This window comes from Streptomyces sp. NPDC054834 (genome assembly GCF_053611185.1).
Window position 1 is genome coordinate 253,833 of record NZ_JBSGZV010000003.1, and the last position, 26,599, is coordinate 280,431.

Below are 26,599 nucleotides of genomic sequence, written 5' to 3' on the forward strand. Positions count from 1 at the left end.
GCCACGGTGCTGCCCACACCGGCCGGCCGCGCGGCCGGCGCGGCCGGCGGACGCCCGTCGTCCGTTCCGTACGTGGCGGGGCGCGGTGTGCTGCTGGACGTGGGCCGGGTGATCGGCGGGGACGGCGAGTTCGCCGACGGTTTCGCCGTCACCGAGGAGCATCTGACCGCGGCCGCCGAGGCGCACGGGGTGCGCGTGGGCCGCGGTGACCTCGTCGTGTGAGGCGGCCATGCGCATAGCCACCTACGTCCACGCGGGACGGCGTCTGTGCGGTGTCGTCGAGGACACCTTCGTACGCCCCCTGCCGGACACCACCTCACCCCTCGATGCCGTCGGAGTCCACCCGACGGGCCGCGCCGTACCGCTCGCCGACGTCCGGTTGCTGCCGCCCCTGGAGCCGCCGAGCATCCGTGACTTCGTTGCCTTCGAGGAGCACGTCGAAGGCGTACGGCGATCCGTGGACGGGTCCACCGGAGTGCCGGCCGCCTGGTACGACGCCTCCACCTTCTACTTCACCAGCCCTTACGCGGTGATCGGCCCGTACGACGACCTGCCCGTTCCCCCACCGCCCTCGGCCCGTACCTCGTCACCGCCGACGAACTGGAGCGGTTCCGGGACCCGGAGGGCTTTCTGCGGCCGGCGCTGACCGCCGAGGTCAACGGCGAGGTGGTCGGCAAGGACCTGCTGTCCAACATGAGCTGGACGTTCGAGGAGATGGTCGCCTACGCCTCCCGCGGCACGTGGGTGCGCCCCGGTGACGTCCTCGTTCGGGCACCTGCGGCAACGGCGGCTGTCTCGCCGAGCTGTGGGGCGTGCGGGGCGGACAGGATCCGCCGCCGCTGAGGCCCGGCGACATCGTCACCCTCACCGTCGAGGGCATCGGCACCGTCTCGGACACCGTGGTCGCAGGCGCGGAGCCGGTACCGCTGCCGCCGCACCCGGGAGCGGCCGTGAGCGATCCCCACCCCTGGTGAATCCCGCCTGGTACGGGGCGCCAGGTGGTGCGACGCTGGGTGGAGAGGGGTCCGAGGAGGGGAAAGGCCGGGAGGACCGATGGGACGGGACGTCCCGGCGCTGGTCTTCACGCGCGAGGACCGCCGCCGGTACCGGGTCAAGATGCAGGAATGCCTCGACGCGTTCGCGCAGATGCTGCGCGAGTCACGGTTCGAGTCCGAGCGGCCCCAGGTGGGGCTGGAGATCGAGCTGAACCTGGTCGACGACCGGGCGGAACCGGCGATGCGGAACATCGACGTGCTCGAGGCGATCGCGGATCCCGCCTGGTCCACCGAGCTGGGCCGGTTCAACCTCGAGATCAACATTCCGCCCCGCCGTCTGACGGAGGGCGGCCCCGACTCCTGGGAGTCCGAGATCCGCGCCGCGCTGAACCACGCGGAGGAACGCGCCAGGTCGGTCGGCGCCCATCTGATCATGATCGGCATCCTGCCCACCCTCGAGCATGCGGACGTGGGCGAAGGAGCCCTGTCGGAGAACCCGCGCTACCGGCTCCTCAACGACCAGATCTTCGCGGCCCGGGGCGAGGACCTGCTGATCGAGGTGGACGGCGCCGACCGGCTGCGGACCTACGCGGACACGATCACCCCAGAGGCCGCGTGCACCAGCACCCAGTTCCATCTCCAGGTCTCCCCGGAGGAGTTCGCCGGCTACTGGAACGCGGCACAGGCGATCGCCGGCGTCCAGGTCGCGCTGGCGGCCAACGCGCCGTTCCTGTTCGGCAAGGAGCTGTGGCACGAGACCCGTATCCCGCTGTTCGAGCAGGCCACCGACACCCGTCCACAGGAGATCAAGGTGCAGGGGGTACGGCCCCGGGTGTGGTTCGGCGAAGGGTGGATCAACAGCGTCTTCGACCTCTTCGAGGAGAATCTTCGCTACTTCCCGGCGCTGCTGCCCCTGTGCGACGAGCAGGACCCCGCAGAGACGCTGGATCGCGGCGACATCCCCCAACTGGCCGAGCTCACGCTGCACAACGGCACCATCTACCGCTGGAACCGCCCCGTCTATGCCGTCGCCCACGACAAGCCGCACCTGAGGGTGGAGAACCGTGTACTGCCGGCCGGCCCGACCGTCGCCGACACCCTGGCCAACGGCGCCTTCTACTACGGGCTCACCCGCGCCCTGGTGGAGGAGGAGCGGCCGGTGTGGTCGCGGATGTCCTTCTCGGCCGCCGAGGACAACCTGCACACCGCGGCCCGGCACGGCATCGAGGCGCGCCTGTACTGGCCCGGGATGGGCGAGGTCCCGGCGTCCGAACTCGTCCTGCGGCGTCTGCTGCCGCTGGCACACCGGGGACTGATGCACTCCGGCATGGACGAGGCCTGGCGGGAGCCGCTGCTGGGCGTCATCGAGCAGCGGTGCGTCACCGCCCGCAACGGAGCGGTCTGGCAGAAGGAGATGTTCCACCAGATCGACGACACCGCCCATACCGGCCGCCACGAGGCCCTTCGGCGGATGACGCAGCAGTACATCGACTACATGCACCTCAACGCCCCGGCACACACCTGGCCGGTCGACTGAATCGGCCCCCGACCGGGCGATCAGCACCTCCATCCACAGGCGCCCACCTTGGCGGCCGGTCACGAAATCTCCCGGCAACCATCTATTGACATGACATTTGGACAGGGGTCATCGTACTGCACTAGAGCGCTCTAGTAGAGCGCGGCAGACACCTTCCGTGAGTGCTCCCGGGAGTCCGTACCCGGAGTGAGGGGAAACCAGCGTGATGCCGTTCGAAGGCACCCCCGACGTACCACCGCCCATTGCCACCACCACCCGCGAACACCCGGCCGGCTGCGGCCTCACCGGAATCCGACGCCCGACCAGCAACCGGTAAGGAGCGGCCATGGACGTCAGGGACGAAACGACTCAGGCCACCACCCCCACCACCGCCGTGCGGGACCACCCGTCCGCGGCGGTCTCCCGACGCCTGCGCGTCATCACCGTCATCGCCACCTTCGGCGGACTCCTCTTCGGCTACGACACCGGCGTCATCAACGGCGCCCTGCCCTACATGACCGACGACCTGGGCCTGACCCCGGTCACCGAGGGCATGGTCACCAGCTCGCTCCTGCTCGGTGCCGCGCTCGGCGCGGTCGTCGGCGGGCGGCTGTCGGACGCGCGCGGCAGGCGCCGTACGATCCTCACCCTCGCCGTGCTGTTCTTCGTCGGCGCGCTCGGCGCCACCCTCGCCCCGACCACCGTGGTGATGATCGTGGCACGGTTCGTGCTCGGCCTCGCCGTCGGCGGCGCGTCGGTGACCGTGCCCGTCTACCTCGCCGAGATCTCCCCCGCCGAGCGGCGCGGCGCGCTGGTCACCCGTAACGAACTGATGATCGTCAGCGGGCAGTTGCTGGCCTTCACCTCCAACGCGATCATCGCCGACGTCGGTGGCGAATCCGGTGGCGTCTGGCGCTGGATGCTGGTGATCGCCACCGTCCCCGCCGTCGTGCTCTGGTTCGGCATGCTGGTGATGCCGGAGAGCCCGCGCTGGCTGGCGTCCAAGACACGTTTCAACGACGCCCTGGAAGTGCTCAGGCAGGTGCGCTCCCGGCAGCGCGCCGAGGCCGAGCTGGCCGAGGTGTCCGCGCTCGCCGTCAAGGAGGACCAGGAGAAGCTCGGCGGCTGGCAGGACATGAAGGCCACGCCGTGGGTGCGCAAGCTGATGTTCGTCGGCTTCGGCATCGCGATCGTGCAGCAGATCACCGGCGTCAACACGATCATGTACTACGGAACGCAGATCCTCACCGACGCAGGGTTCGCCGCCGACAGCGCGCTCACCGCGAACATCGCGAACGGCGTGATCTCGGTGCTGGCCACCTTCGTCGGCATCTGGCTGCTCGGCCGCGTCAACCGCCGTCCCATGCTGATGACCGGTCAGGTCGGCACGAGCTGTGCCCTGTTGCTGATCGGCGTGTTCTCTCTGGTGCTGCCCTCCGGTGACGGCCGCGCGTACGCGGTGCTCGCCATGACCGTCACCTTCCTCGCCTTCCAGCAGGGCCCGATCTCCCCGGTGACCTGGCTGATGCTCTCGGAGATCTTCCCGATGCGGATGCGCGGCTTCGGCATGGGTGTCGCGGCGGTGGTGCTGTGGCTGACCAACTTCGTGATCGGTCTGGTCTTCCCGTCCCTGGTGTCCGGGATCGGGATCTCCAACACCTTCTTCCTCTTCGTGGTGGCCGGGCTCCTCTCGCTCATCTTCGTCAAGTTCTGCGTCCCCGAGACCAAGGGCCGCACCCTCGAAACCCTCGAAGCCGAACTCCGGGCGCGCTTCTCCTGACACTCCCGTCCACTCTGCGCGAGCTCGGATCCGACGGCGCAAGGAACTCGTCGGCTGACCGTGAGTCCGCGGGGCCCGCCCCACCCGGGGCGGGCCCTGCCCTGTCTCCCGTCCTCACCGCCGCCGAGCGGGAGTCACGGTGCGAGGACTCCGTGGAAGGCGTCCGTGAGGAGCCCGCGCGGGGCGTCCTCGGTGACCGGTCGCGGGTTGGCGTGGGGCTGGGCCTGTGCCTGGGCGGTGACCTCGAGGAGGTCGGGCTCGGTGAGGCCGAGGTGGGCGAGCGAGCGTCGGCATCGAGGGCAACCTCGCTCCGGAGGACTGCTTCCTGAGCCGGCCGGCGGGCACCGGCCGATGTACTCGCACCCGGTGGCCACGGGGGAACGCATCGCCGACTTCCACGCGCACCAGGACCGGGTGACACGGGAGTGACGGTCTCGTCACGGCCGTGCTGGCACCCTGCGTCGGGGTGTTCCCGGGCACCGGGTTCCCGTCGTCACCGACGTGCCGTGGGAGGGATCGCGTCCGATGCCAGCACCGAAGGCTCTGGCACTGCGGCCGACGGTGTCGACGGCTGCGGCCGGCACGGCGGCGACGCACCGGCCGGAGGCACCCAGCCGCACGGGCGCCCAGCCGCAGTCGTCCAACGCGGCGGTGACGGCCCTCCTGGCCGCCGGACGCGTACCGGCGGCGAGTCCGCCCGTCCCGGGGCGGCCGGCGTCCGCCGCGCAGGACATGTTCGGCAACGGCGCCGTCGCGGCGGCCGGCCAGGCTCAGAGCGGCCCCGCAGGACCGGCGGCCACAGCACCGGCGGCCCCAGCACCCGCCCCCGCCGCGGCCGGTGACGCGCAGGCCGCGCGGGCACGGCCCGGTCCGGACGCGGATCCGAAGTTCGCCCGGCTGAAGAAGGACGTGGGGCACAAGAAGCGGGCGCTGGCCGCCTCGCACCCGCCACCACGGACCGAGGCGACGGCGGCCCAGAACGCCGCCCGTCCGCCGAAGGACGACGCGGAGGCGCAGGGCAAGACCGCCAACGCGGAGAAGATGAACGAGGCCCGGCCCAAGGAGTTCGACAAGGAGGCGTTCATCAGGGCGGTCGAGAAGGCGATCGCCGACAAGGCGCCCAAGAACCTCGACGAGGCGGACAAGTTCGCCGACTCCGGCAAGGCCGACGAGGTCCGCGCGGAGGTGCACGGCAAGGTCGGCGAGGGCAAGTCGGAGTCGGCGCAGCAGATCGCGACGACGACCGCCGCCCCGCCGGACATCGCCGCGGCCGTGCCCAAACAGGTCGTACCGATGACCGCGGACCGGCCGCCCGCGCCCCCCGGCGCACCGGACGCGGCGAGCGCCGTGCCGGACCGGCTGCCGCCGTCGGCCACCGATCTGTCCGCCGGTCCGGCCGACGTCAACCAGCGGATGGCGGACGCGCAGGTCACCGAGGCGCAGTTGCAGCGGTCCAACGAGCCCACGTTCAACCAGGCACTGGGCGAGAAGAAGGCCGCCGAGCGCCACTCCGAGATGGCCCCCGGGCGGATGCGCGGTCACGAGAAGCAGGTGCTGAACTCCGCGACCGCGCAGGCTCGGCGGCTCGGCACCGCGGCGATGGGCGCGATGGGCGTACAGCGGGCGCTGACCGGACAGCGGGTCGACACGGGCAAGAGCGGCGCCAAGGGCCGGGACGAGGAGAAGCGGGCTCAGGTCACGACACTCCTGCAAGGTGTCTTCGACACGATGCAGAAGGACGTCCAGGGCATTCTCGGCGGTCTCGACAAACTGGTCGACGACCAGTTCGGCAGGGGCGAGAAGCAGGCGCGGGACGCGTTCACCGCCGAGCACAAACAGAAGATGGAGGAGTACAAGGACCGCCGGTACTCGGGCGCGACGGGAAAACTGCGCTGGGTGCGCGACCTGTTCGCGGGCCTGCCGGCCGAGGCCGACAAGATCTTCGAAGAGGCCCGCGACCACTACGTCCGGCGGATGCGGCAGGTCGTCTCCGATGTCGCCACCACGATCGGCGCGGAGCTGAACCGGGCGAAACGGCGTATCGCGCAGGGCCGGTCCGAGATGCGGGCGGCGGTGGACAGGCTCCCGGCCGACCTGAGGACCATCGGGCGGGAGGCGGCCGCCGAGTTCTCCGACAGGTTCGACCAGCTCACGCAGTCCGTGGACGACAAGGGCACCCAGCTCGTCGACACCCTGGCCACGAAGTACACCGACGCGCTCAAGTCCGTCGACGACGAGATCGCCGCGGAGAAGGAGAAGAACAAGGGGCTCGTGGCCAAGGCCGTGGACGCGGTCAAGGCCGTGATCGACACGATCATGGAGCTCAAGAATCTGCTGCTGGCGGTCCTGGCCAAGGCCGCGCAGGCGGTGATGCTGATCCTCAAGGACCCGATCGGCTTCCTGCGCAACCTGGTGACGGCTGTCGGCGCGGGGCTCAGGCAGTTCCTGCGGAACATCGGCCGGCACCTGCAACAGGGCATCATGTCCTGGCTGCTGGGCAAGGCGAGCGAGGCGGGACTCGAACTCCCCGCGAAGTTCGACGCCCAGGGCGTCGTGCAGATGCTCGCCTCGCTGCTCGGGCTGACCTGGAAGTCGATCCGGGCCCGGATCGTCCGCAAGGTCCCGAAGATGGAGCCGGCGATCGCGGCGGCGGAGACCGCGCTACCGCTGGTCGCGGAGGTCCGCAAGCGGGGCGTCGCCGGGATGTGGGAGGACCTCAAGGCCCGTGTCGGGGACCTGAAGAAGGAGCTGCTGGACAAGGTCATCGCCTATGTGACACCCACGGTCGTCGAGGCCGGGATCATGTGGGTGCTCTCGCTGCTCAACCCCGCGTCCGCGTTCGTCCGCGCCGTGAAGCTGATCATCGACGTCGTGCGCTTCGTGGTGACCCAGGCCCGGCAGATCTTCGAGTTCGTGAACGCCGTCCTCGACGCGGTCATCGCCATCGCCCGGGGCGGCAGCGGCGGCGTACCGTCCCTCATCGAACGCGCCCTCGCCCGTTCCGTCCCCGTCCTGCTCGGCTTCCTCGCCTCACTCCTGGGCCTCGGCGGCATCGCCGCCAAGGTCAGGCAGATCGTCCAGGCCCTGTCCAAGCCGGTGAACCGGGCGGTGGACTGGGTGATCGACAAGATCGTCGGCTTGGTGAAGAAACTCTGGGCCAAGATCAAGTCGAAGTTCGACACGACGGGCAGGAAAAAGCAGCACAAAGCCCGCAAGCCCGGAGGCGAGAAACCAGGGCACCGACCGGCGGCCACGCACAAACCACAAACCGTCCGGGACGGAAAGAAGAATCTCGATGGTAAGGATGCCGAAGTACCCAAGCGGCTGGCCGAACCCGCGGAGCTCACCATCAGCCGGGTCAGCCGCGAACTCGCCAAGGAAATCCAGGAAGCCCGCGACGGACAGGTCGTCCATCGAACCGACGGCAACCCGAAACAAATCACCAAGGCTCTGCTGGCCCGACACAGTGACGCCAAGTATGACAAGGCCAGCGGCACGCTCATACTTCCCAAGCTGTCAGGAAGCATCACCGGTTCGCTCTCGGCGCTCGGCTCACAGATCGCCGCCAAGACCGGCGTCTCCAAGGTCTCGCTCGAAAAGCAGGACAAGAACGTCGAGATCTGGGGAGGGATCAACCCTCGGACGCGACTCGCGAAGATCACGGGTCTGCCGACCGATGAGGCGATCCTGCGCATCGCGGTGACACAGGTCGGCATCGTGCAGTTCCTCAAGAACATGGCTTCGGGTTCATCCATGACCGTGACTCAGGGCACGGTGACCGGCACGATCGGCATGACTGAACTTGAGGCGGCATGGACCGAGCAAGCCAACATCGACTACCTCAAGAACAAGTTCCGAGATGCGATGAAGGGGCATCATGAATGGCTGCCGAGCGACTACATTCTTGAAGTGACCCGGCGTGCGGCCAGGGATCTCGTCACCGGTCCGAGGTGGATCGACCTCCAGCATGAGCTCCGCAGCGCCACGTTCCGGGTTGTGTACAATCCTTCATTGGCGGCACCTGTGATCGTCCGAGACAAAGTTGCCTCCGATCCCGCAGAACGCCCCTACAGCGTCCCGCACGGGCACGTCGGCGCCGTCTACTTCCCGGGACGGTCGGGCAGCGAGAAGACCAATGGCTCATCCACGTTCCACAACGAACTCCGCACCGCCTTCACGGGAGCGACAACCGTCAAGGGGTCCGCACAGGCAGCGCATGCGGTCGCGAAGAGATGGGTCTGGGACGGATCGCCGATATCACCGGACATCCACCCCAAGTGCGTGGACAAGAACAGCAAGCAGGTTACGGCCGCCGGCCAGGCGGTCAACGTGGCCGATGTCGAAGCCCTCTTTCAAAGGTTCATCTGATGGGTAGGACGGCATGACCGGATTCGACTACGAGCAGCACCTGATCAAGGGCGACGCCGACACCGCCCTTTCCTGGGTCGAGTCTTCCGCCCTGCCCGATGACCAGAAAGCCGGCCTGCTGCGGTTCGTGACCAATTTCCCCTCGCTCACGTTCGTCAAAGAGGACGACGTCATCCTCGACCACTACGCCGCAGCGGACAGGGTCGCGCTTCCCGCATGGCTGCGCGAGGTGCGCTCAACGCTGGCTTTCGTCGATCCACCGGTGCTGCTGCGGGTCGACGACTTCCAGTGGCACTATTCGCCGCGATCCGACGACGTGGAGGACATCTGGTACGAGCTGCGGTTCGGGTACCACGGCGAGGAACAGCGCGCACTGTTCTTCGGCGACGCGAAGATCTACCGGATCGGAGCGTGGTGGGGCACCGATGAATCCTGCCTGGGGGTCGACCTCCAAGCCCCGGAGGATCAGCGCATCTTCGACTTCTCCGGCGCCGACCTGCGGGACAACAAGCTCGCTGGACGCCCTGTACGCGGCTCGTTGTACCCCGTCTTCGACTCCTACGCGCAGTTCCTCGCACACGTCGCAGAGGTGCGGCCCCTCGACGACGCCGGACTCTAGGCCAGGCTACCGGGCATCGCGCGCGCCATCGTTCTGGCCACGGCAGCGTTGCCGGTCTGGTCGTGGGCGGCCTTGAGCATCGGATGACCGTGGGGCAAAGGTGTGGCAGGGGTCGTGTGGGCCGCGATGGCGTTGCTCTCCGCGACCGGGACCATGACGTGGAGTGTCCGCCTCTGGCTGACGTCGTCGACCTTGCGGCTCTCCTGGGCCATCCTCGGCGGAGCGGGCACCACGGCCCGGCCGAGTGAGGGGGACAGTTCGGTGGGCAGCATCGGTGTCACCCCGGGATTCCGTCGTCGAGCAGATGGGCGTGCGGGCCGAGTTCGGCCGGGCGGAGCAAGCGTGCCTCGCGTTGGAACTGGCGGGCCGCACCGCGTACGACGTGGCGCATGCCGATCGTGGGGCTGTCGCTGTCGGCGGCGGCCAGCGCGGCCGTGCGGGCCGCCGCCGTGATGCCGGCGCCCGTCATGTCGAGGCGGGCCAGGACGTCCAGGTCGACGTCGGGGGCGAGCGGGGCTTCCGGGGGGAAGGCGAGGCGCCACAGGCGGCGGCGCTCCGGGGCGGCCGGGCGGGGGAAGTGGACGACGAAGTGGAAGCGCCGGGTGAACGCGGGGTCGATGTTGTCCTTGAGGTTGCTGGTGAGGATCACCAGGCCGTCGCTGGCCTCGAGGCGTTGCAGGAGGTAGCCGACCTCGAGGTTGGCGTAGCGGTCGGTGCCGTGCTTCACCTCGCCGCGCTTGCCGAAGAGGGAGTCGGCCTCGTCGAAGAGGAGTACCGCGTGGCTCTCCTCCGCCTGCCGGAACGCCGCTTCCATGTTCTTCTCCGTCTCCCCCACCCACTTGGAGACGACCTGGGCGAGGTCCACCTTCAGCAACTCCAGGCCGAGCATGCCGGTGACGATCTCGGCGGACAGCGTCTTCCCGGTGCCGGGTTCGCCGGTGAAGAGCGCCTTGACCCCGCCGTGTGCCGCGCGCCGGGCGAAGCCCCAGCTCTCGGCGATCCGGGGCCAGGCGCGGAAGGCGGAGGCGATCTCCAGGATCTGGCCCAGCTGCACGTCGGGCAGGACCAGGTCCTCGACGGTGCGCCGGGGCAGGATGGAGCGGACGGAGCTGCCGCTGCGTCCCCGGGTGACGGTCGCGATGGCGGGTTCGACGTGCTCGGAGACGGGATCGGGGCGCCCGTTGCCGGCCAGGCGTGCCCCGGCCCCGGCGACGGACGCCACGGCGCGCAGTTCACCACCGCTCATCCGGTACCGGACGGCGAGGTCCTCCAGCAGGGGGCCGTCGAGGTCGGGGAGCGCGGCGGACCACATCGCCCGCCGGTCCCCCAACCCGGGTACGGGCACGGTGAGTTCGGCGTACACGCGGGCGGCGAGCAGGCCCGCCGGGCGCCAGGGCTTGAGGCCGGTCAGGCACACCGGTACGCGGGAGCGCAGCAGTGCCGCGGACGCCGCCCCGGCGTGCTGCCCGTGCGGCTCGCCGTGCAGGTCGTCGGTGGGGATCCACAGCACCGCGCCCAGTGCGGCGGCCGTCCGCAGGTCGGCGGCGGGGTCGGTGGTCAGCCGCCGTAGCGGTGCCCCGGCCGCGCGTGCCAGTGCCTGTACGGCGTCGAGCTGGGCGTCCGGCGGGCATCCCCACAGTCCGGCGAGGTCGATGTCGCCGGAGCCCAGTGCGCCGCCGAGCCGGGTGAGGTGCTCGGAGGACAGGTGCGGGGTGGGGACTCGTGGTTCCGGCTCCGCGACCTCGCCGGGGTCGTGGCCGAGCAGGCCGACGTCTCCGCCCCAGCCGAGCAGGAACTCCAGGACGCCCGGGCCGAGGACGAGTTCCTGGGCGAGGTCGACCGGGGCCTCGCCGTGCGGGCGCAGCAGCCCGTACCGGCGCAGCGGCCCGGCCGGTCCGAGGGCGCGGCGCAGGGCGAGCCGGCTCGCCGCGCCGGGCTCGACCTCTTCCGTTCCCGCGCATACCGTGACCAGTAGTTCCACGCTCGGCAGCCGTCGGTTCAGGTTGTCGACGACGTAGGCGTAGATCCGCTCGTATCCGCGGTCCAGTTCGGGCGCGGCGACGAGGAGCAGGGCGTCCTGTTCGGCGCGGGTCAGGGTGAACCGGGCGGCGAGCGCGTCCAGCGGCAGGGTGCCGCCGTCGGCGGAGGCGCGCCGCCTGAGCAGCCGTTCGGCTTCGGGCTCCGGGCATGCGGGGCCGCACGGCTGTGTCATGGCCTCGGTGAAACCGTGCACCTCCTCGAGGAGGACGCCGACCTGTTCGTCGGTCACGCAGTACGGTGTGAGGTCCGGCCGGGTCAGCCTGGCGGCGATCCGCGCCTGCCGGTCGACGGCGGCGCGCAGCGCGGAGTGCAGGCCGGCCAGCCGCATCCGCAGGTGCTCGACGGCGGGTTCACCCATACCGCTCACCCGCCCGAGAAGGTCAGGGTCCGGCCCCGCAGCCAGACCACGTCGTGGACATCGGCGAGCAGTCCGCCGCGCAGCAGGTCGGCGTGGCGCCGCCCCAGCGGGACGCGCACCCGTACGGCGTCGGACTCGAACCGGACCGTGGCCTCCAGGTCGGCGAATCGGCTCAGGGCGAGCAGCGGATCCGGTGTCTCGCGCTCGCGCCAGAGCGTCCAGGCGATCGTGGACAGGCCCAGGGTCGCGGCGAGGGTCACGGTGCGCTCCAGGTCGCCGTGGGATGCGAGGGGCACCGCCCTGCGTTCTTCGGCCAGGGCGGTGACCAGGTCCGCGAGGCGCGCCGCGTGACCGGGCAGGGCGGCGGCGAGCCGTGGGTCAGGGCGCCCCTCCCCCACCGTCCACAGCGGGGTGCGCCAGGGCAGCCGGGTCACGGGGTCGCCGCGCAGCGGTCGTACGGCGGTCATGAACGGCACGTCCGCGGAGGTGAGTTCGCCCAGGGCGCCGGGTGGGAGCGGGCCGTCGCAGATCAGTACGGGCGGTCTTCCGCAGGCCTGCCAGTGCGGCAGCAGCCGGGCGGTGTCCCCGGCCCAGGCGATGGGGAACATGCCCTGGGCGTCGACGAGGAGCAGCCCACCGTCCGCGCCGGTGAGCAGGAGCGGGTCGGCGGGGTCGTGTCCTCGGCACACCGCGAGCGCCAGGACGCCGTCGAGGACCGGGAGCGCGGGGCGCACGCGGTCGGCGAAGGCGGTGAGCCGCTCCTCGGGCAAGGGCGGTTCGAGACCGGCGAAGGCCGCCGCGGCCTCGCCGTCCTGCCTGCCGCGACGCCAGCCTCGTACGGTCGGGCCCAGCACCTTGTATGCCAGCGCCGCAGCGAACAGCGGTGCGTCATCTCCGAGTTCGACTCCGGCCAGGGCGGGTCCGATCGCGTCCAGATAGCCGATCCGGGCCAGCGGCCCGGCGAGCAGGAAGGGCAGCGCGGAGCACACCTGTGCCTCACGCCCGGTCGTACGAGGTACTGCTGAGCCGACCGCCGCCGGAGCGGGTACGGCGTCCTCGCGGGCCGCCGACGCGGCGTACTCCGTCAGGAGCCGGGGCGGGCCCCCGTCCGGCGGGTTCCCGCGCGGCGGCCCGGGCGGCGCCTCGTCCGGTCCGGCCTCCAGCACGGCGCGCCGGGCGAGTTCGGTGAGCAGCTGCCCGGCCGACGGGTCGTCGGCGTCGAGCAGCGCGCGCAGGAAGAGGCGCAGCGAGTCGTCCGGGAGCAGTTCGAGGAGCGCGTCCAGTTCGTTGCGCTCGGCCAGTTCGGTGAAGAGCGCGCCGGTGCCGGGCGCGGACCACGGCGTCCGTGCCGTCGCGAAGGACTCCTCGAACGACGCGGTTTCGGCGTCCGGCGCGCCGGCGTTGACCTCCACCACGGACGCCGGTACGACATGGACGTCGAAGGACACCTGGTCACGCCCGGACCGCCCGGTCCGGACGGGCCCGCCCGGCCGGACGACGACGATCACCGGCTCGGTGATCTCCACGTCCGGGCCGTCGCCCGCGAGATGCTCGGCGAAATGCTCCTCCAGCGCCTGCGGGACGGCGTCGACGGCCCGGCGGACCAGGCCGCGGGGATCGGGCCCCCAGCTCCAGCCGCCGCACCGGACCACCGTCACGGTGCACCGGTGCACCGTGATCTCCCCGGTGGATCCGACGCCGGGCCCGGTCACGGCACGTCCTTCCTCTCCAGGCGGCCCGCCCAGCCGCCCACCAGCACCAGCACGCCGTACGAGGTCGCCGCGGCGAGGTTGACCGACAGCTTCACCTCGGTCTGCTGGGCGGGAATCTCCCCGGCGAGCACATGGGTGTCCTGGTCGTCGGCGACCAGCGCGACCACGTTGACCGTGCCGGTGGGGGCATGGGGGACGGTGACCGTGAGGCCGTCCTTCGCCAGGGCCAGGCCGGCGTCGGTCAACGACGGCAGGCGTAGCAGCGTCGGCTTGGGCTTGCCGTCGGACCCGCGGTCGACGCCGTAGGCCAACGGCTCGGCCAGCACGCCGGGTTCGTCGTCCACGGCGGCCACTGCGAGGTTCCGGGCGTCGAACGGAAGGGTCGCCGTGCCGTGCGCGCCGAGGGAGACCCGAAACGGCAGGGCACGCCCGACGAGCGCCGCCGGATCGGCCGGGGCGGTCCCGCCGGTCAGGGCCAGCGCCCCCACGACATGGCCGGTGTCGAGCGCGTACGCCACGGAGAGAGCCATGGTCAGCCACCGCCGTTCGTTGCCGCGACCGTCGCCACGACGAGGAAGTCCACCGCGCCGGGCCGTTCGACGACCTCGCCCGGTGCCGCCACGGGGTCGTACAGACGGGCCCGGCACCTCACTCGCAGGTCCTCGTCCACCGTGGCCTCCACCGGGCTGTACAGGGCCGACTCCCCCACCACGGGCGGCGTGCGCGGAGTCAGGTGGACGTGTGCCACCACCCGGCCGTCCGCGACCTGTTCCGCGGTGATGCCGGACGGCAGCGGCAGCAGCATGCCGTCGGTGGCCGTCCCGGAGGTCACGAGGGTGCTGCCGACGGGCAGGAGGCCGTTGAAGCTGCCCGTGATCCGCAGGTTGCCGTTGGCTTCCACGGTCATCAGCGGGTCGATGGCGCCGCCGCCCCGGTAGAGGCCGAAGACCAGGCTGGGCTTGTCGCCGCCGGACAGCACGATCGCCGGCTTGCCCTCCTGGGTCGCCGGGGCCGTGCGCAGCGTCAGCGAGCCGGACTGGGCGGACACGGTGTCCGCGCGCACTCCGGAGAACCGCACCGGGACTCCGCGCGCCGTGGTCTCGACGCCGGTGAAGTGCCCATCGGTCCATTGGACGTACCCCAGCAGGATGTGCCAGAGGGCAGGCGGGTCGGCCGGTGCCGCACCGATCGCGGGCGGTCGCGGGTCCGCGTACACGCGTTCGTCGCCGAGCCGCCCGAAGACGATCTGGTACGACTCCTCCACCCGGGTCTTCGCGGCGCCGCCCGCGCACGAGTCCGGCCGCGGGGACGTGGCCGGTTCGCGGTCGGCCGCGGCGAGGAACACCGGATAGGGCTCGGGTGTCGCCTGGTCCGCGCCGTTGACCTCCTCGAAGTCGCTCTCGCGCAGCACGACCGGCTCGGTGAGGACCACCTCGCGGCCGGTCCCGTCGACGGCGTACCCCGCCGACACGCTCACCTCGACGTAACGGGCGTTGGTCAGCGGGTCGGTACGGGGCTCGGTGACGAGGCCGAGCCCTTCGGCGACGCCCCAGTCGTGCAGATGCCGCGCGTGCCGCGCGGAGGCACCGCGCGCGTACTCCACCGTGGCCGACAGGTCCGCGGCGGCCAGTACCTGGCCCTCGTGGAAGGCGGGACGCATCGGGCCCGTCATGGCGTCTCACCGGGCTTCCGGGACCGGGAGGGACGGGTCCGCTTCACCGGAGGCTTCGCGGGGGCGGCCGGGTCGGCGGGGTCAGCGGGCTCGGAGGGCTCGGGGTCTCCGGCCCGAGGTTCCCCCTCCAGCTGTTCCAGGCGCGGTCCGAGCCTGTCCGGCAGTTGGTCCGCCATCCGGCTCACCTGTTCCTGCGCGCCGCCCAGTTGTGCCCGCAGGCCCTCCAACGCGGCCGTCAGATCGGCCACTCGGTTTCTGAGCATGGCCAGCTCCTGCATGCTGTCGGTCACTTCGCTGGGGGTCGTGTAGACCTGCTCGTGCAGGGCCTTGGGCGGTGTCTCCCCGGGTGCCGGGGTGAGCAGCAGGGACAGCATCTCCTCCAGGTCGCCGGTGCGCGGCCAGTCGCCGAGCAGCCCGTCGGCGTACGGGCGCGGAACGGGCCCCTCGGACGGAATCTCCGGCCTCCGGTATCGCGGCAGGGGCCGGCAGCAGATCCGTTCGGCCAGTTCCCGCAGCCGGTAGAGCTTGGGCAGCCACTCGCCGTAGGCCGATCCGCCCGGCAGCACCTGTTCTCTGGTGGCGGAGCAGATGCGTACGACATCACAGCCGTCCAGCTCCACGTACGCGAGCAGAACGTCGGTGTCGGCACAGTCCGCGCACGGCGGGTTCAGCGTGGCGCACGCCGCGTCGGTGACGAACCGGCGCACCGCTGTGGCCAAAGCCGCGGCCGCCTCCGCGATCTGCTGGAGGCCGGCGATGGTCGTCCGTTCCGTGCTCTCGGCGGGCGGGGGCGGCAGCAGCGGCGGTACGTCGACGGCGGCGACCTCCGTGCGCAGCGCGCAGTCGGCGAGGCCCGCGCTCTGCTCCAGGCGGCCGAGGAGCCACTCCCGGATCAGGGCGAGGTCCGCGCGGAACTCGGCCTGAAGGGCGTGGCTGAGCGGTGTGCCCTGGGCGATCAGGCGTACTTCCAGCGACGCGTCCGGGTCGCCCCGTTCGGGTACGACCCGAGCCGCGGTCTCGGTGACCACCGCGCGGGCGATGGTGCGGTGCAGCGGATCCGGCCAGGCCGCTTCCATGTCGGTGTCGTACAGCCGGTCGCAGGCCGAGCCCAGGACGCCGCGGGCCACCTGCACGGACGCGAGGTCCGGGTACTCCCTCGCGAGCTGCTCCCGCCCGGCCGGATCGTAGGTGTCGAACCGGGCGACGGCACTCGCCAGCGCGCGGACCTGCTCGGTCATCTCGCGGGCCGTGGGCGGGGGCGGCGGCCCCTCGCCGCCCGAGTTCTGCTCCAGCCAGGCGAGTCCGGCCGAGTAGCGCTTGGCGTCGGCGGCGTCGAAGCGGAAGGCGCGGCCCGTGCCGAGCGACGCGGCGAACAGGGCGTCGAGGTACCGGCCGAGCCGCTGGTCACGGCTGCGGGCCTGGTCGGCACGGCTCAGATCGCCGAGGCCGGCGAGCAGTCGGGTGCCGGGGTTGTGGCGGTGGTCCTCGAAGTCACCGCACTTGACGAGGAACCGGTAGCCCTCCTGGACCCGGGAGGGCACGCAGCCCGTGGCGGGGCAGGGTTCCTCCGTGGCGTACGGTGCGACCGGCTCGACAGGGAGTTCCCGGTAGCTCACGAAGAGGCCGTAGCGGCGTGTGCCGTCGTCTTCGCAGGGCTCCTGGCAGTCCACGCCGAGGGCGCTGACGCGTCGCTCCTGCACCAGGGCCCGTACGTCGACCTGTTCGGTGCAGGACACCACGATGTCGTTGCCCGCGCAGTCGAACGCGTGCCCGGGGTGCACCACCACGGTGCCGCCGCCGCAGGGGTCGCAGCTGACGCCGAGTCCGCAGACGACTCCCGGCCCGGACAGGGAACGGTTGTGGAGTCTGTTCTTGGCCGTCAGGTAGTCCACCAGCAGGCTGAGGTCGTCCTCGGTCAGCAGTTGGCCTGCGAAGAAGCGAGGACGCACGAAGGCGGAGGTGCGGGTGGCGTCGCCACCGCAGCCGCATCCGCAGTCTGTTCGCATGATCAGCGCTCCTTCACGAAGAACCAGCTCTCGAAGACGTCCCCGCCCACGCCGGTGCCGGACGTCCACGGCCCGATACCGGACGGCGGGAGGTCGCAGCCGCCGCGCGTGCGGGCTGTTTCGGCCGTAGCGGCCGTATCGGTCGTGACAGCGGTGTCAGCCGTGTCGGCCGTGTCGGTGTGGGTTCGGATCAGCGGTACGCGTCCGCCGACGTGTGTGCCGTCGACCGGGCGGCAGCAGCGGTCGAGGATGAAGGCCGTACGGACGGTGATCAGTACCCGGTCGCCGTCCTGAAGCGTCTCCCGGGTCGTCTGCCGGTACCGGAACTCCTCGGTGAACTCGCACGGGTCGTCGTCGGGTCGGGCGAAGGTACCGCCCATGTACCAGGTGGAGGCGTTGCGGCCGCTGCCGCCCTCGATCACCTGGATCTCGGCCACGCCGGGCTGGAGCGAGTCGGTCCGCACACCGGCGGAGAACCGCACCACCAGCCCGCCGTCCTCGTGCTGGGTGCCGAGCAAGGCCTTGGCCTCGTCGATGGTGTAGGTGTGTCCGTGGATCCAGTTCACGCCGGTGATGACCGTGGGCAGGTGCCGGCCGAACGGGCGGCGGACGTTCATGTGGATCCGGTCCTCGCGCACCGGTTCGCGGAAGTCGACGCAGTCGATCCGGGCCAGCCACAGAACCTTGTGCCCGCACGGGGAGCAGCAGGTGTCGCAACGCTCGTCCGCCGGCGGTTCGCACCCGGTGACGCGGACCGACCAGCACTCCTCCGTCCAGCCGTACTCGCAGTCGGAGGTATCGGCGCAGGCGTCGTTGTACACGGCGCGGGTGGCCTCCACGGCCCGCTCTGCGTACTGGACGCCGACCCAGACCGTGCCGGTTTCGCGTTCGTCCGGGGGCAGCGCCTTCCACAGGTCGACGACACCGCCGCCGCGGACCACGACCTCGTTGCCGTCGGCGTCCACCGCGAGTCCGGGCGTGATCCTCACCCTGGCCCTGTGCCGGGTGCGTTCCGCCTCCTCGGCCGTGGCCGCCTCGCCGGCCGGCGGGCAGTCGTCGTCGTCCCGTGGCCCCGGTTCCACGAACAGGCCGCACACCACGCCGTAGCCGAGCAGGCAGCGCATGCGCAGCCTCAGCTTCTCGCGGTGGTACTCCTGTTCGCGCTGGAAGTCCCGGGCGCCCAGCATCTGGCCGTGGAAATACCGCAGCCTGCGCAGTGGCGGCGCGTCGAACTCCGCGCACCTCTCCGTCTCCGTCTCTGTCTCCGTCATCGCCTGTCCTCTCACACAGCTCGTGTATGCACACCGACGGCGGAGACGACTCCCACGCCCACCCCTCGGCGCGACCCTCTCGGTCCTGCCCTGAGCACCCCGTCGCGGCCCAGCCGCAGGGGACGTTCGCCACCCAGCACGGGTGGCGGCAGTGGTACGAACGCGGTGTCCACGCCGACCGTGGACCGCGTACCGACCACGAAGCCCGCGCCCCCGGTCCGCACCGAGCCCACCGTGTGGGCCGGTGCCTGCCGTTCCACCAGCCGCCGCAGCGCCGTCTCGTCCGCCGCTCCCGCGGGCAGCAGCACCCGGAACCGGTGCGCGTGCGCGGTGAGCGGGTCACTGTCCGGTGCCCCGAACGCCCGCAGCGGGGCGGATCCCAGCGCCGAGCCGCCGAGGCGTAACCGGCTCGCCGACCGGCTGAACAGCCGCACGGCGCCCAGGCCCTGACCGCGACCACGGCCGGCGGCCTCGCGCAGCCACGCCCAGCGCCGGTCCGACGCCGACTCCTCGATGACCGGGCTCACCCCGAACACGATGCGCACCGCCTCCCGCAGCGCCCACGGTGTGCCCCTGCGCCGGTACAGCGCCGGGGCGGCCGCGAGCAGCGCGCGCCGGGTCCCGGCGTCCCAGCCGGCCTCGAAGGACAGGCCGAGCAGCCCGGCCAGCCACGGCAGCACCCGGTCCGGGACACCGGCCGGGTCCAGCAGCGCCGGATAGCGCTCGATGACCCGGTCGAGGTCGTCGAGCGAGGCGTCGAACAGCGACAGGAAGCGCTCGGTGAAGTCGTCGGCCGCGGGGTCCGTGCGGTAGGCGGGCGGCAGGAGTTCGGCGCTGGTGACCCGGGGGAAGTCGAGTCGGATCCGGCGTACGACGGGTGTCGCGCCGCCGTCGCCGGAGAGCCGCAGCCGCAGCCGCAGCCGGCGGCCGGGAGGCTGGTCGACGAGGAAGTCCGTGACTCCCGGGGGCGCCGCCTGCCAGTCGCTCTCGTCGTACCGGCCGTCCTCGGTCACCACGATCTCCACCGCGACCGCCGTGCCGGCGGGCACGTCGGCGTCCACGCGTACGCGGTGCCAGCGGCAGCGGGAGATACCGCTGTCGATCAGCCCGGTGAGCAGGGTCCCGCCGGTGACGTACGGGGCGGTCGCGGCGGGCGGGGTCTGTCGCGGCGCGCCCTGCCAGGTGTGGCAGGTCGTCACGGCGCCGTCCGGGCCGTCCTCCCGCAGGCAGAACCCGTCCTCGTCCGCCGAGACGAGCGCCGACGGCGGCAGGGCCGCCGCGAGTTCGTCCAAGGTGACGACGCGGAAGCGGGCGTGCCGGCCGCTCCGGTCGACGCCCCGGTGGATGCTCAGCCGGCCTTCGTCCTCGGTGAGCAGCCAGACCGTCCGGTCACCACCGGTGCGCAGCCCGACGACCTCGCCCCGCACTCCGGTGCGCAGCACCCCGCGGGAGGCACCTGTGGAGTCGAACCGGCGCAGGTCCGTGCTTCCCTGACAGGCCACGAGCACCTCGTCGCCGGGTGCGAGAGCGGCCCACCGGGGCCGCTCGGCCCTGATCACCCCGGCGAGCTGTGCGCCCTCGCGGCGCCACACCAGGACCCGGTCGTGGTCCACCACGGCCAGCCGGTGTCCCCGCGCGGCCACGGAAAGGGGCTTGCGCAGCTCGCCGGGGCCGCATCCGGACGGCCACACGCACGTCCAGGCCCCGGTGCAGGCGTCGCGGCGCAGCAGCTCCGGCCCGTCCGGGACGAGCAGGTACCAGGCGCACGGACCGCACCCCGGAGCGAGGCGGGCATCGGGGAACCACGGCAGCAGTTGCTCCCTGCTGGGTCCCTCCGGCGCAAGGCCGCGGTGGGCCAGCCGGATACCGGCCGGATCGTCGAACCCGACGACGCCGTCCGCCCCGGGCTCGCCGCCGACGGGCTCCTCCCAGCCGACGTAGGCGTCGAGGAGGCGGAAGGTGGCGGGGTGCGGGATGCACGTCATGACCGGTCTCCTACCGGGATCAGCAGCGGGCGCTCCGGCCAGACGAGGGTGTGCGGCGGGATCGCGTGGTCGGTGCACGGCGGCCGGCGCACTCCGTCGACGACGAGGGAGAGCCGTGAGACGGCGAGGACACCGTCGGCCGCGAGGAGCCGCCGGACCAGCGCCGTGTGCCGCAGCGCACCGCCGAACGGCCAGCCCGCGCCGTCCTCCCCGCCGTGCACCGGATCCAGGTAGGCCCGGACCGCGTCGCCCGCCCGCGCCAGCACGGCGGCCCGGTCCTGGTCCTCGTCGAGCGTCACCCAGGCCTCCACGGCGACCCTGCGGTACGTGGCCGGGGCGGCGACCACCGTGACCCCGGCGGGCGCGACCTCGCGGGTCAGGAAGCCGGTGACGGCCCGCAGCGTCGCGTCGGTGGGGACCGGCGGCTCTCCGCTGTCGTCGCCCGGCGGTACGACGAGCACGCCCACCACACCGGGGATGGGCACGCCCGGGAACCCCGGGTGCAGGCCTGCCACGCCCTGGGCGCGGGCCACCGAGGCACCCGGCGCGTCGGTGGCGAGGAGGCCGTAGTCGGCGGGTGCCACGGCCCGGCCCCGGGCCCGCAGCTGCCCCACGCCCCGGCGCATCGCGTCGGCGTCCGGCTCGGCGTCCGTTCCTCCGCTGGCCGGGAAGGGGTTGTTGACGCCGGTGACGAACGGCAGCGCGGTCACCACCCCCCTGACGGCGCCGGCCTTCACGGCGCCGGCGCTGCCACCGCCGACCCGGTAGCGCACGGCCCGGACGTTGCGGAAGCCGGGCGGTACGGCCGCGCCGTTGACGCCGTCGCCGAAGGTGACCTCACCGGTGGCGTGGTCCACGGTGAACACCCGGTCGTCGGCGCCGTACCCGGCCAGGCTCTCCACCTCCCGCCAGCGCGAGGAGGATCGGGCGGTGGTGCCGAACACGTCGCCGCCCGTGTCGTCGTCGACCTCGATGACGAGGGATCCGGCGAGGATGGGCACCTGGCTCAGCGTCATGTGCCGTCGGCCGTCGGCTCCCGGGGTCTGCACCGGTTGCAGCGGCTCGTCCCGGACCGTCCGGGCGGCCGTGGCCGCGACCGTGTTCAGCCGCAGCCCCGAGAGCACCGGCGCCGCCCCGGCGAAGGCGCCCTGTGCGATCCGCAGGCGCAGCCAGCGCAGCCGGGGCCTCGGCCGGGAGCCGGGCGGGCTGCCGGGTTCCCAGGAGCGCGGAACCCGGAGCTCTATGGTCCCGCCGGCGCTCAGCCCGGCCGTGGAGTCGCGCATCAGCTCGGCGGGCACGAGCCGGGTGCCGTCGAGGACGTCCCAGCGCAGCAGTGGCGCGGCCGGCAGCGGCAGGGGGGTGAGGCCGCCGGAGGCGGCGGGCGCGGGGGTGGCGGCGGCGACCACCAGGCCCAAAGTGAGCCGCGGGTAGGGTGCGGCGGTTCCGGCGAGACCGATCCACAGGCCGTCGCCGGGCTGCGGGTCCCGGCCGAACGGGGCGAACGGGCGGCCCGGTCCGGCGGGCCCCAGCGGCAGGTCTTCGAGCGTTCCGCCCTGCTGCACGGCGAGCGCGGCGAGGGTCGCCGGGGTGGCGTACAGATCGTCGTCCGTCTCGTAGACCACCTGGCCGTCCGGGGTGGACGCCGCGCTCTGGAAGCCGGCCGGGACCAGGACGGACGCGCCGTCCGGCGGGTTCACGGTGAACTCCAGCAGCGCGGCGGCCGCACCGGCGGGCCGGCGTGCCACACCCGCCGTCGCCAGATGCTCGGCCAGCAGCTTCTCCGGGAGCCGGTTGACCCGGGTGAGCACGGGTTCGGCCTGCGTGCCGAAGAGGCGTACGAGGGCGACGCCCGCGTCCTGGCGGTCGGGGTCGGTCCAGTCCGGGGTGTATCCGGCGATCCTGCCGCGTACGTCGGAGCGGACGGCCTCCGCGGTCGCCTCGAGCAGTTCGGGCTGGACACCGGACGGCCCGGGATTCGGTACGAGTACGCCCTCGTCCCGCGCGTCCTCCCCCGCGTCCTTCTCCCACCACACCTCGCCGGTCATGCCAGCCCCTCCCCCGGTTCCACGGCCGTCACGATCCGGGTGCGGACCGAGCGCAGCACGGGCAGTTCACCGGCGCGCAGCTGCACGTCGTGGCAGTCCTCTTCCGGGTCGGCCCCGTCCAGGCCGATCGCGACACCGGCGACGTCCGCGAGGTCCCCGAGCGCCGTCTGGGCCGCCCGCAGCAGAGCCGAGGGGCGCAGTGCCTCCCCGAACGGCCAGCCTTCCCGCGTATCGCCGCCGATGAGCGGGTCGAGGAAGCGGCGCAACGCGGTGGTGACCACGGCGGACACCCGGCCGCGGTCGGCGGGGCCGCCCGACAGGTCGACCCGGAGGGCGACATCGCGGTAGCGGGGCCCTCGCACGAAGACCTCGGCGGTGAGCAGCCGTGCCTGGTCGAGACGGACGGCGACCGCGCTGAGCATGCCCGGATCGGGCCGGGGAGCGGCGACGAAGTCCTCCCGGGCGAGATCGGTGCGCGGCGCCGCGGGGACGATGTGGACGCAGGCCGCGCCGGGGACCGGCGCGCACGCGAACCCGGGATGCTCACCGAGGGACGCGTAGGCGCGGGCGACGGCGACGCCGGGTGTCGTCCGGGCGAGGGTGACGAAGTCGTCGGCGGTGACCGCTCGGGTCACCTCTCCCAGGGCCGCGGCCGCGCGCTGTCGCGCGGCGGTGACGGTCTCGGGGTCCTCACCGCCCTCGGCGCGCACGAGGTTGGCGGCGGTGACCGCGCCGAGTGCCGCCGGGGAGTCGGGGACCGGGGACCAGTTCGCGGTCAGTCCGCCGTTGCCGTCCCGGCCGCCGCCGACCACGTAGTCGACCGTGACGTCCGGGTCCGGCCGGGGGATGCGCCCGGTGAGCCCGTCGCCGAAGACCACCGCGCCCTCGGTCCGGTCGAGGACGTAGACGCGGTCGGCCGGCGCGCCGAAGGTGAAGTCCGGCACAGGCTGCCAGTCCTGACCCGCCAGACGCACGGCCGCCGCCAGGAGACGTCCGGCGGCGCCCGGCAGGAGGAGGTGCTGGCCGGGGAGTTTGAGCCAGGCGCCGGTCTGGTCCGCCAGGTCGGCGCCGTGCGCGGTGTACGCCCTGCGGTGACGGGCGACGGAGACGTTGACGGCGAGCTGGAGCAGGCGAGGCGGTGCCGCGTAGGTCGCGGCCGGGGTCGACACCAGCACGCCGGTGTCCCGGGCGGACCAGCCGGCGGGCGGGTACAGGCGGACGATCCCGGACCGCCGCAGCCCGGCCGTGCCGTCCTCGACCTTCTCGAACGCGCCGGTGGTGTCGGAGCCCGGCCGGAACCAGGACCAGGTCAGCTCCGCCGGGGGCGGTACGTCAGCGACCGCGCCGGGCAGCCAGGACGCCACGGACGCGGCCGGTGCGTCCAGTTCGACGAGGAGACAGACCGGGCCGGGCGCGGGCCCGTCCCCGGTGACGGGCAGGGTGAACCGGGCCTGGGCGGGCCCGCCGTCGGCGGCCAGCAGCGGGACGCCCCGGCGCGCCCTCAGGTCCGCCGTGCGGTCCCGGTCGGTCCACACGGTGACGTCCTGGTCCGCGGCGAGCGGGAGGACGGTGACGTCGTCGTCGAGGGTGAACACGACGTTCCCCGTCGGGTCCCTGGTCAGTGCCGTCCCGGCTGGGACGACCGGGACCGCCGTGTCCTGCTGCCGCGCGGACAGCCGCAGCACGGTGGCCGCGGGCCGGGCGGGGCGCGGCGGGTCGAGGCCGAGCAGGCGCAGTATGGCGACGACCAGCGCGTCGGGCACCTGGTCGAGCCAGTACAGCCGTTGTTCCAGGAGGTAGGCGAGGAGTTCGAGGAGGGTGACGCCCGGGTCGACGGGTGCGTGCAGTGTCCAGGTGCCGTCCGACTCGGCGGGGATCCGGCGGCGGACGGCCGCCATCATGTCGGCCCACGTGAGGTCGTCCAGCCGGGGAGCGGGCACGGTCATGAGGCGCTCCCCGTCGGGCCGGTGAGGCCCGCGTAGAACGGGAACACCAGGTTCGCCTTGGTGTTGCTGCGCCGGACGCGGTAGACGACCGAGACGGTGACCCGTGATGCGTCGGCGGGGTCCGCCTCCGCCCGGACCTCGTCGAGCTCGACCCGGGGCTCGTACGCGCGGACGGCCTCGGCGATCGAGTTCTCCAGGTCGCGCAGGTTCTGCACACTGCCGGGCGCGAACACCAGATCCGGTGCCCGGGTGCCGAGTTCGGGCTGCATGACGCGTTCGCCCCGGCCGGTGAGGAGCAGCGCCCGCAGACAGTGCTCGATGCTCTCCTCGCCCACGGCGTAGCCGAGCCGGCCGCTCTCGTCGGGCAGGACGGGAAACCGCCAGCCGGTGCCGAGGAAGTCCTCGCTCATGCCGTCCTCGCCTTCTTGGCCAGCACGGCCGGGGTGAGCGGCGGGGTGGGCGGGCCGGTGGGTCCGGCGGCCGACGGATGCGTGTGCGTGTTGAACGCCTGGAGCAGTGCGTTGCCGAGGACCAGGGGTTCGGTGGCTCCGGCGCCGAGTTCGATGGAGGCGGAGTCGACGGTCACCTTCGGCGCCTTGATGGTGATCTCGCCCTGCGCGGACACGGTGACACTGCCGCCCTCGGCGGCGGTGATCCGGACCGCCTTGCCCTGGTCGTCCAGCTCCACCACATGGCCGGCGGCCGAGGTGATCCGTACGGCGGCCTGGGAGGCGGTGTCGTCCAGGAGTACCTGGTGGCCGTGCTTGGTCCGGATGAGCTTCTGGTCGCGGCCGCCGGCGCGGGCGGCCGGCGGCTTGTCCTGGCCGTTGTAGAGGCCGCCCAGGACGATGGGGAACCGCATGTCGCCGTGGACGAAGGCGACGAGCACCTCGTCGCCCTTCTCGGGGACGAACACGGAGCCGTAGCCGTTTCCCGCGTAGAGCTGGCCGACCCGGCACCATTCGGTGACCGTGGTGCCGTCGAACCACGGGAATTGGAGCTTGACCCGGCCCTCGTCGTCGCCCTCGTTCTCCACGACGAGCGCTTCGACGACGCCGTAGTACCGCTTGTCGGTGCTGCGGGCCCGTGGCGTGGTCCTGGTGGTCACTGGTCCCCCTGGTGGATCCGCCGTCCGGTGAACTGGGTGAAGAAACCGCTGGTGTTGAGCGTGTGCTCGACCCGTTTGACGAAGTACGTGCCGGAGAAGCGGCGGCCGAGACCGTAGATCTCCAGGTTGTCGCCGGGCCGCAGTTCGGGCAGGCCCGCCACCTTTCCGGTCGCGGTGATGAACTCGTAGGCGCGCTCCCGCAGCAGGCTGATCGCCAGGTCGCGGGCCTCCTGGTCGCTGGTGACCGGCGCGTCGACCATGACCTCCTGGCGGCCCTGGAGCGTGGACTCGGCGACCTGCGGCCCGCTCTGCCCGTCGGCCGAGTTCTGCCCGGCGGGGAGGTTCTCGGCGGTCGCGGTGAACGCGATGGCCTGTTTGGTGCGGGGGTCCCAGCCGCGTACGGTGAGCTTGCTGACCTGCTGGGAGACCGTCAGCGTCGGGGTGAACTCCAGCAGGTTGGGGATCAGTCCCGCCGGCTGGGCGGTGGGGCCGGTGGACAGCCCCGGCGCGTACGCCAGCCGGTACACCCGGATCGGGCGGCCGTCACGGCCGTCGGTGGGTTTGATGAAGTAGAGCGTGTCCTCGCCGGTGGCCGGGTCCGGCAGGATGTAGCAGTCGAAGTCGAGCCGTTTGGCGCGTTCCAGCAGGAAGCTCGCGTCGTCCTGGTTCTTCTGCACCACGAGGTCCTGGGTCGGGCCCTCCCTGGTGACCTCGATCCGCAGGTGGTTGCGCTGGGCGATCTGCTCGGCGATCCGCCAGTCGGGCACGTCGCGGTAGACCTTGGTCTCGTTCTCGGTGGGTTTGCGGTCCTTGAGTCTGAGCAGCCCGTCGACGCCGCTGACCTGGACGGTGGGTGACGCGCCGTCGGTGAACTTGGGGCTGAGCGTGGAGATGGTGCCGGTGGCGACGGTGAGCAGCTTGTCGGCGTAGCCGAGCCGGACGGAGACCCGGCCGCCGAGCCGGAATTTCGGTGAATCGCTGTGCTTGAACTTGAGGTTGACGTCGTCCCAGTTGTTCAGGGTGAGGTCGAAGCCGGACATCTCGTCGAGGTCGCGGTTCACCTTGATGTCGAGGATGTCGTTCTTGGTGGAGGGGTCCATCTCCAGTCCCTCGATGCGCACGTCGAACTCGGGCGCGTACCGGTCGGGGGAGGCGACCTCCGGTGTGGGAGAGCTCAT

General features: G+C 72.2%; 18 protein-coding genes and 2 pseudogenes. 6 read left to right on the forward strand and 14 right to left on the reverse strand.

What is annotated here, in order from left to right:
• Positions 1–66: 66 nt before the first annotated feature.
• The 4 genes and pseudogenes from ACWGJM_RS06165 to ACWGJM_RS06180 all read left to right on the forward strand — a co-directional run.
• Positions 67–219, forward strand: a pseudogene (locus ACWGJM_RS06165) (cyclase family protein); the annotation flags it as partial.
• A 10-nt stretch (positions 220–229) separates the two neighbouring features.
• Positions 230–974, forward strand: a pseudogene (locus tag ACWGJM_RS06170) (fumarylacetoacetate hydrolase family protein).
• A gap of 79 nt (positions 975–1,053) precedes the next feature.
• Positions 1,054–2,532: a glutamate--cysteine ligase gene (locus ACWGJM_RS06175; RefSeq protein ID WP_453410471.1), complete on the forward strand. Its 1,479-nt coding sequence runs from the start codon at positions 1,054–1,056 to the stop codon at positions 2,530–2,532.
• A gap of 325 nt (positions 2,533–2,857) precedes the next feature.
• Positions 2,858–4,291, forward strand: a complete 1,434-nt coding sequence (locus ACWGJM_RS06180; protein WP_453410472.1) for a sugar porter family MFS transporter — start codon at positions 2,858–2,860, stop codon at positions 4,289–4,291.
• 134 nt (positions 4,292–4,425) lie between these two features.
• Here the strand turns inward: ACWGJM_RS06180 and ACWGJM_RS06185 are convergent, their stop codons facing one another.
• Positions 4,426–4,677, reverse strand: coding sequence for a hypothetical protein (locus ACWGJM_RS06185; protein WP_453410473.1), 252 nt, complete (start codon positions 4,675–4,677; stop codon positions 4,426–4,428).
• Between the two features lie 139 nt (positions 4,678–4,816).
• On the opposite strand from ACWGJM_RS06185, the gene ACWGJM_RS06190 reads away from it, so the two are divergent.
• Both ACWGJM_RS06190 and ACWGJM_RS06195 read left to right on the forward strand, forming a co-directional pair.
• Positions 4,817–8,659 carry a phage tail protein gene (locus ACWGJM_RS06190; protein WP_453410474.1) on the forward strand — a complete coding sequence of 1,281 codons (3,843 nt, stop codon included), beginning with the start codon at positions 4,817–4,819 and terminating at the stop codon, positions 8,657–8,659.
• A gap of 13 nt (positions 8,660–8,672) precedes the next feature.
• Positions 8,673–9,278, forward strand: coding sequence for a hypothetical protein (locus ACWGJM_RS06195; protein ID WP_453410475.1), 606 nt, complete (start codon positions 8,673–8,675; stop codon positions 9,276–9,278).
• Here the strand turns inward: ACWGJM_RS06195 and ACWGJM_RS06200 are convergent.
• Genes ACWGJM_RS06200 through ACWGJM_RS06260 form a run of 13 tightly spaced genes read right to left on the reverse strand, consistent with a single transcriptional unit; the run spans position 9,275 to position 26,599 of the window.
• Positions 9,275–9,550 (reverse strand): hypothetical protein, encoded by a 276-nt coding sequence (locus tag ACWGJM_RS06200; RefSeq protein ID WP_453410476.1) that lies wholly within the window; start codon positions 9,548–9,550, stop codon positions 9,275–9,277. The two genes, ACWGJM_RS06195 and ACWGJM_RS06200, sit on opposite strands and share 4 nt — an antisense overlap.
• A 5-nt stretch (positions 9,551–9,555) precedes the next feature.
• Entirely contained in the window at positions 9,556–11,676 is a 2,121-nt protein-coding gene (locus ACWGJM_RS06205; RefSeq protein ID WP_453410477.1) for an ATP-binding protein, read from the reverse strand.
• 5 nt (positions 11,677–11,681) lie between these two features.
• Positions 11,682–13,388, reverse strand: a complete 1,707-nt coding sequence (locus tag ACWGJM_RS06210; RefSeq protein WP_453410478.1) for a hypothetical protein — start codon at positions 13,386–13,388, stop codon at positions 11,682–11,684.
• Positions 13,385–13,918, reverse strand: a complete 534-nt coding sequence (locus tag ACWGJM_RS06215) for a hypothetical protein (RefSeq protein WP_453410479.1) — start codon at positions 13,916–13,918, stop codon at positions 13,385–13,387. The genes ACWGJM_RS06210 and ACWGJM_RS06215 overlap by 4 nt, the downstream gene beginning before the upstream one ends.
• A 2-nt stretch (positions 13,919–13,920) precedes the next feature.
• The gene (locus tag ACWGJM_RS06220) at positions 13,921–15,060 is read right to left on the reverse strand and encodes a hypothetical protein (protein WP_453410480.1); all 1,140 of its coding nucleotides are present in this window, start codon (positions 15,058–15,060) and stop codon (positions 13,921–13,923) included.
• A complete protein-coding gene (locus ACWGJM_RS06225) occupies positions 15,057–17,066 on the reverse strand; it encodes a hypothetical protein (RefSeq protein WP_453410481.1) in 2,010 nt (669 codons plus the stop codon). Before ACWGJM_RS06225 ends, ACWGJM_RS06220 begins: the two co-directional genes overlap by 4 nt.
• 2 nt (positions 17,067–17,068) lie before the next feature.
• Positions 17,069–18,337, reverse strand: a complete 1,269-nt coding sequence (locus tag ACWGJM_RS06230; RefSeq protein ID WP_453410482.1) for a hypothetical protein — start codon at positions 18,335–18,337, stop codon at positions 17,069–17,071.
• 11 nt (positions 18,338–18,348) lie between these two features.
• Positions 18,349–20,322 (reverse strand): phage tail protein, encoded by a 1,974-nt coding sequence (locus tag ACWGJM_RS06235; RefSeq protein WP_453410483.1) that lies wholly within the window; start codon positions 20,320–20,322, stop codon positions 18,349–18,351.
• Positions 20,319–22,367: a putative baseplate assembly protein gene (locus ACWGJM_RS06240; RefSeq protein WP_453410484.1), complete on the reverse strand. Its 2,049-nt coding sequence runs from the start codon at positions 22,365–22,367 to the stop codon at positions 20,319–20,321. The genes ACWGJM_RS06235 and ACWGJM_RS06240 overlap by 4 nt, the downstream gene beginning before the upstream one ends.
• Positions 22,364–24,313: a putative baseplate assembly protein gene (locus ACWGJM_RS06245; protein ID WP_453410485.1), complete on the reverse strand. Its 1,950-nt coding sequence runs from the start codon at positions 24,311–24,313 to the stop codon at positions 22,364–22,366. The genes ACWGJM_RS06240 and ACWGJM_RS06245 overlap by 4 nt, the downstream gene beginning before the upstream one ends.
• A complete protein-coding gene (locus tag ACWGJM_RS06250; RefSeq protein WP_453410486.1) occupies positions 24,310–24,723 on the reverse strand; it encodes a GPW/gp25 family protein in 414 nt (137 codons plus the stop codon). Before ACWGJM_RS06250 ends, ACWGJM_RS06245 begins: the two co-directional genes overlap by 4 nt.
• On the reverse strand, positions 24,720–25,421 hold the full coding sequence (locus ACWGJM_RS06255) for a phage baseplate assembly protein V (protein ID WP_453410487.1): 702 nt from the start codon (positions 25,419–25,421) through the stop codon (positions 24,720–24,722). The genes ACWGJM_RS06250 and ACWGJM_RS06255 overlap by 4 nt, the downstream gene beginning before the upstream one ends.
• Positions 25,418–26,599, reverse strand: coding sequence for a phage late control D family protein (locus ACWGJM_RS06260; protein WP_453410488.1), 1,182 nt, complete (start codon positions 26,597–26,599; stop codon positions 25,418–25,420). Before ACWGJM_RS06260 ends, ACWGJM_RS06255 begins: the two co-directional genes overlap by 4 nt.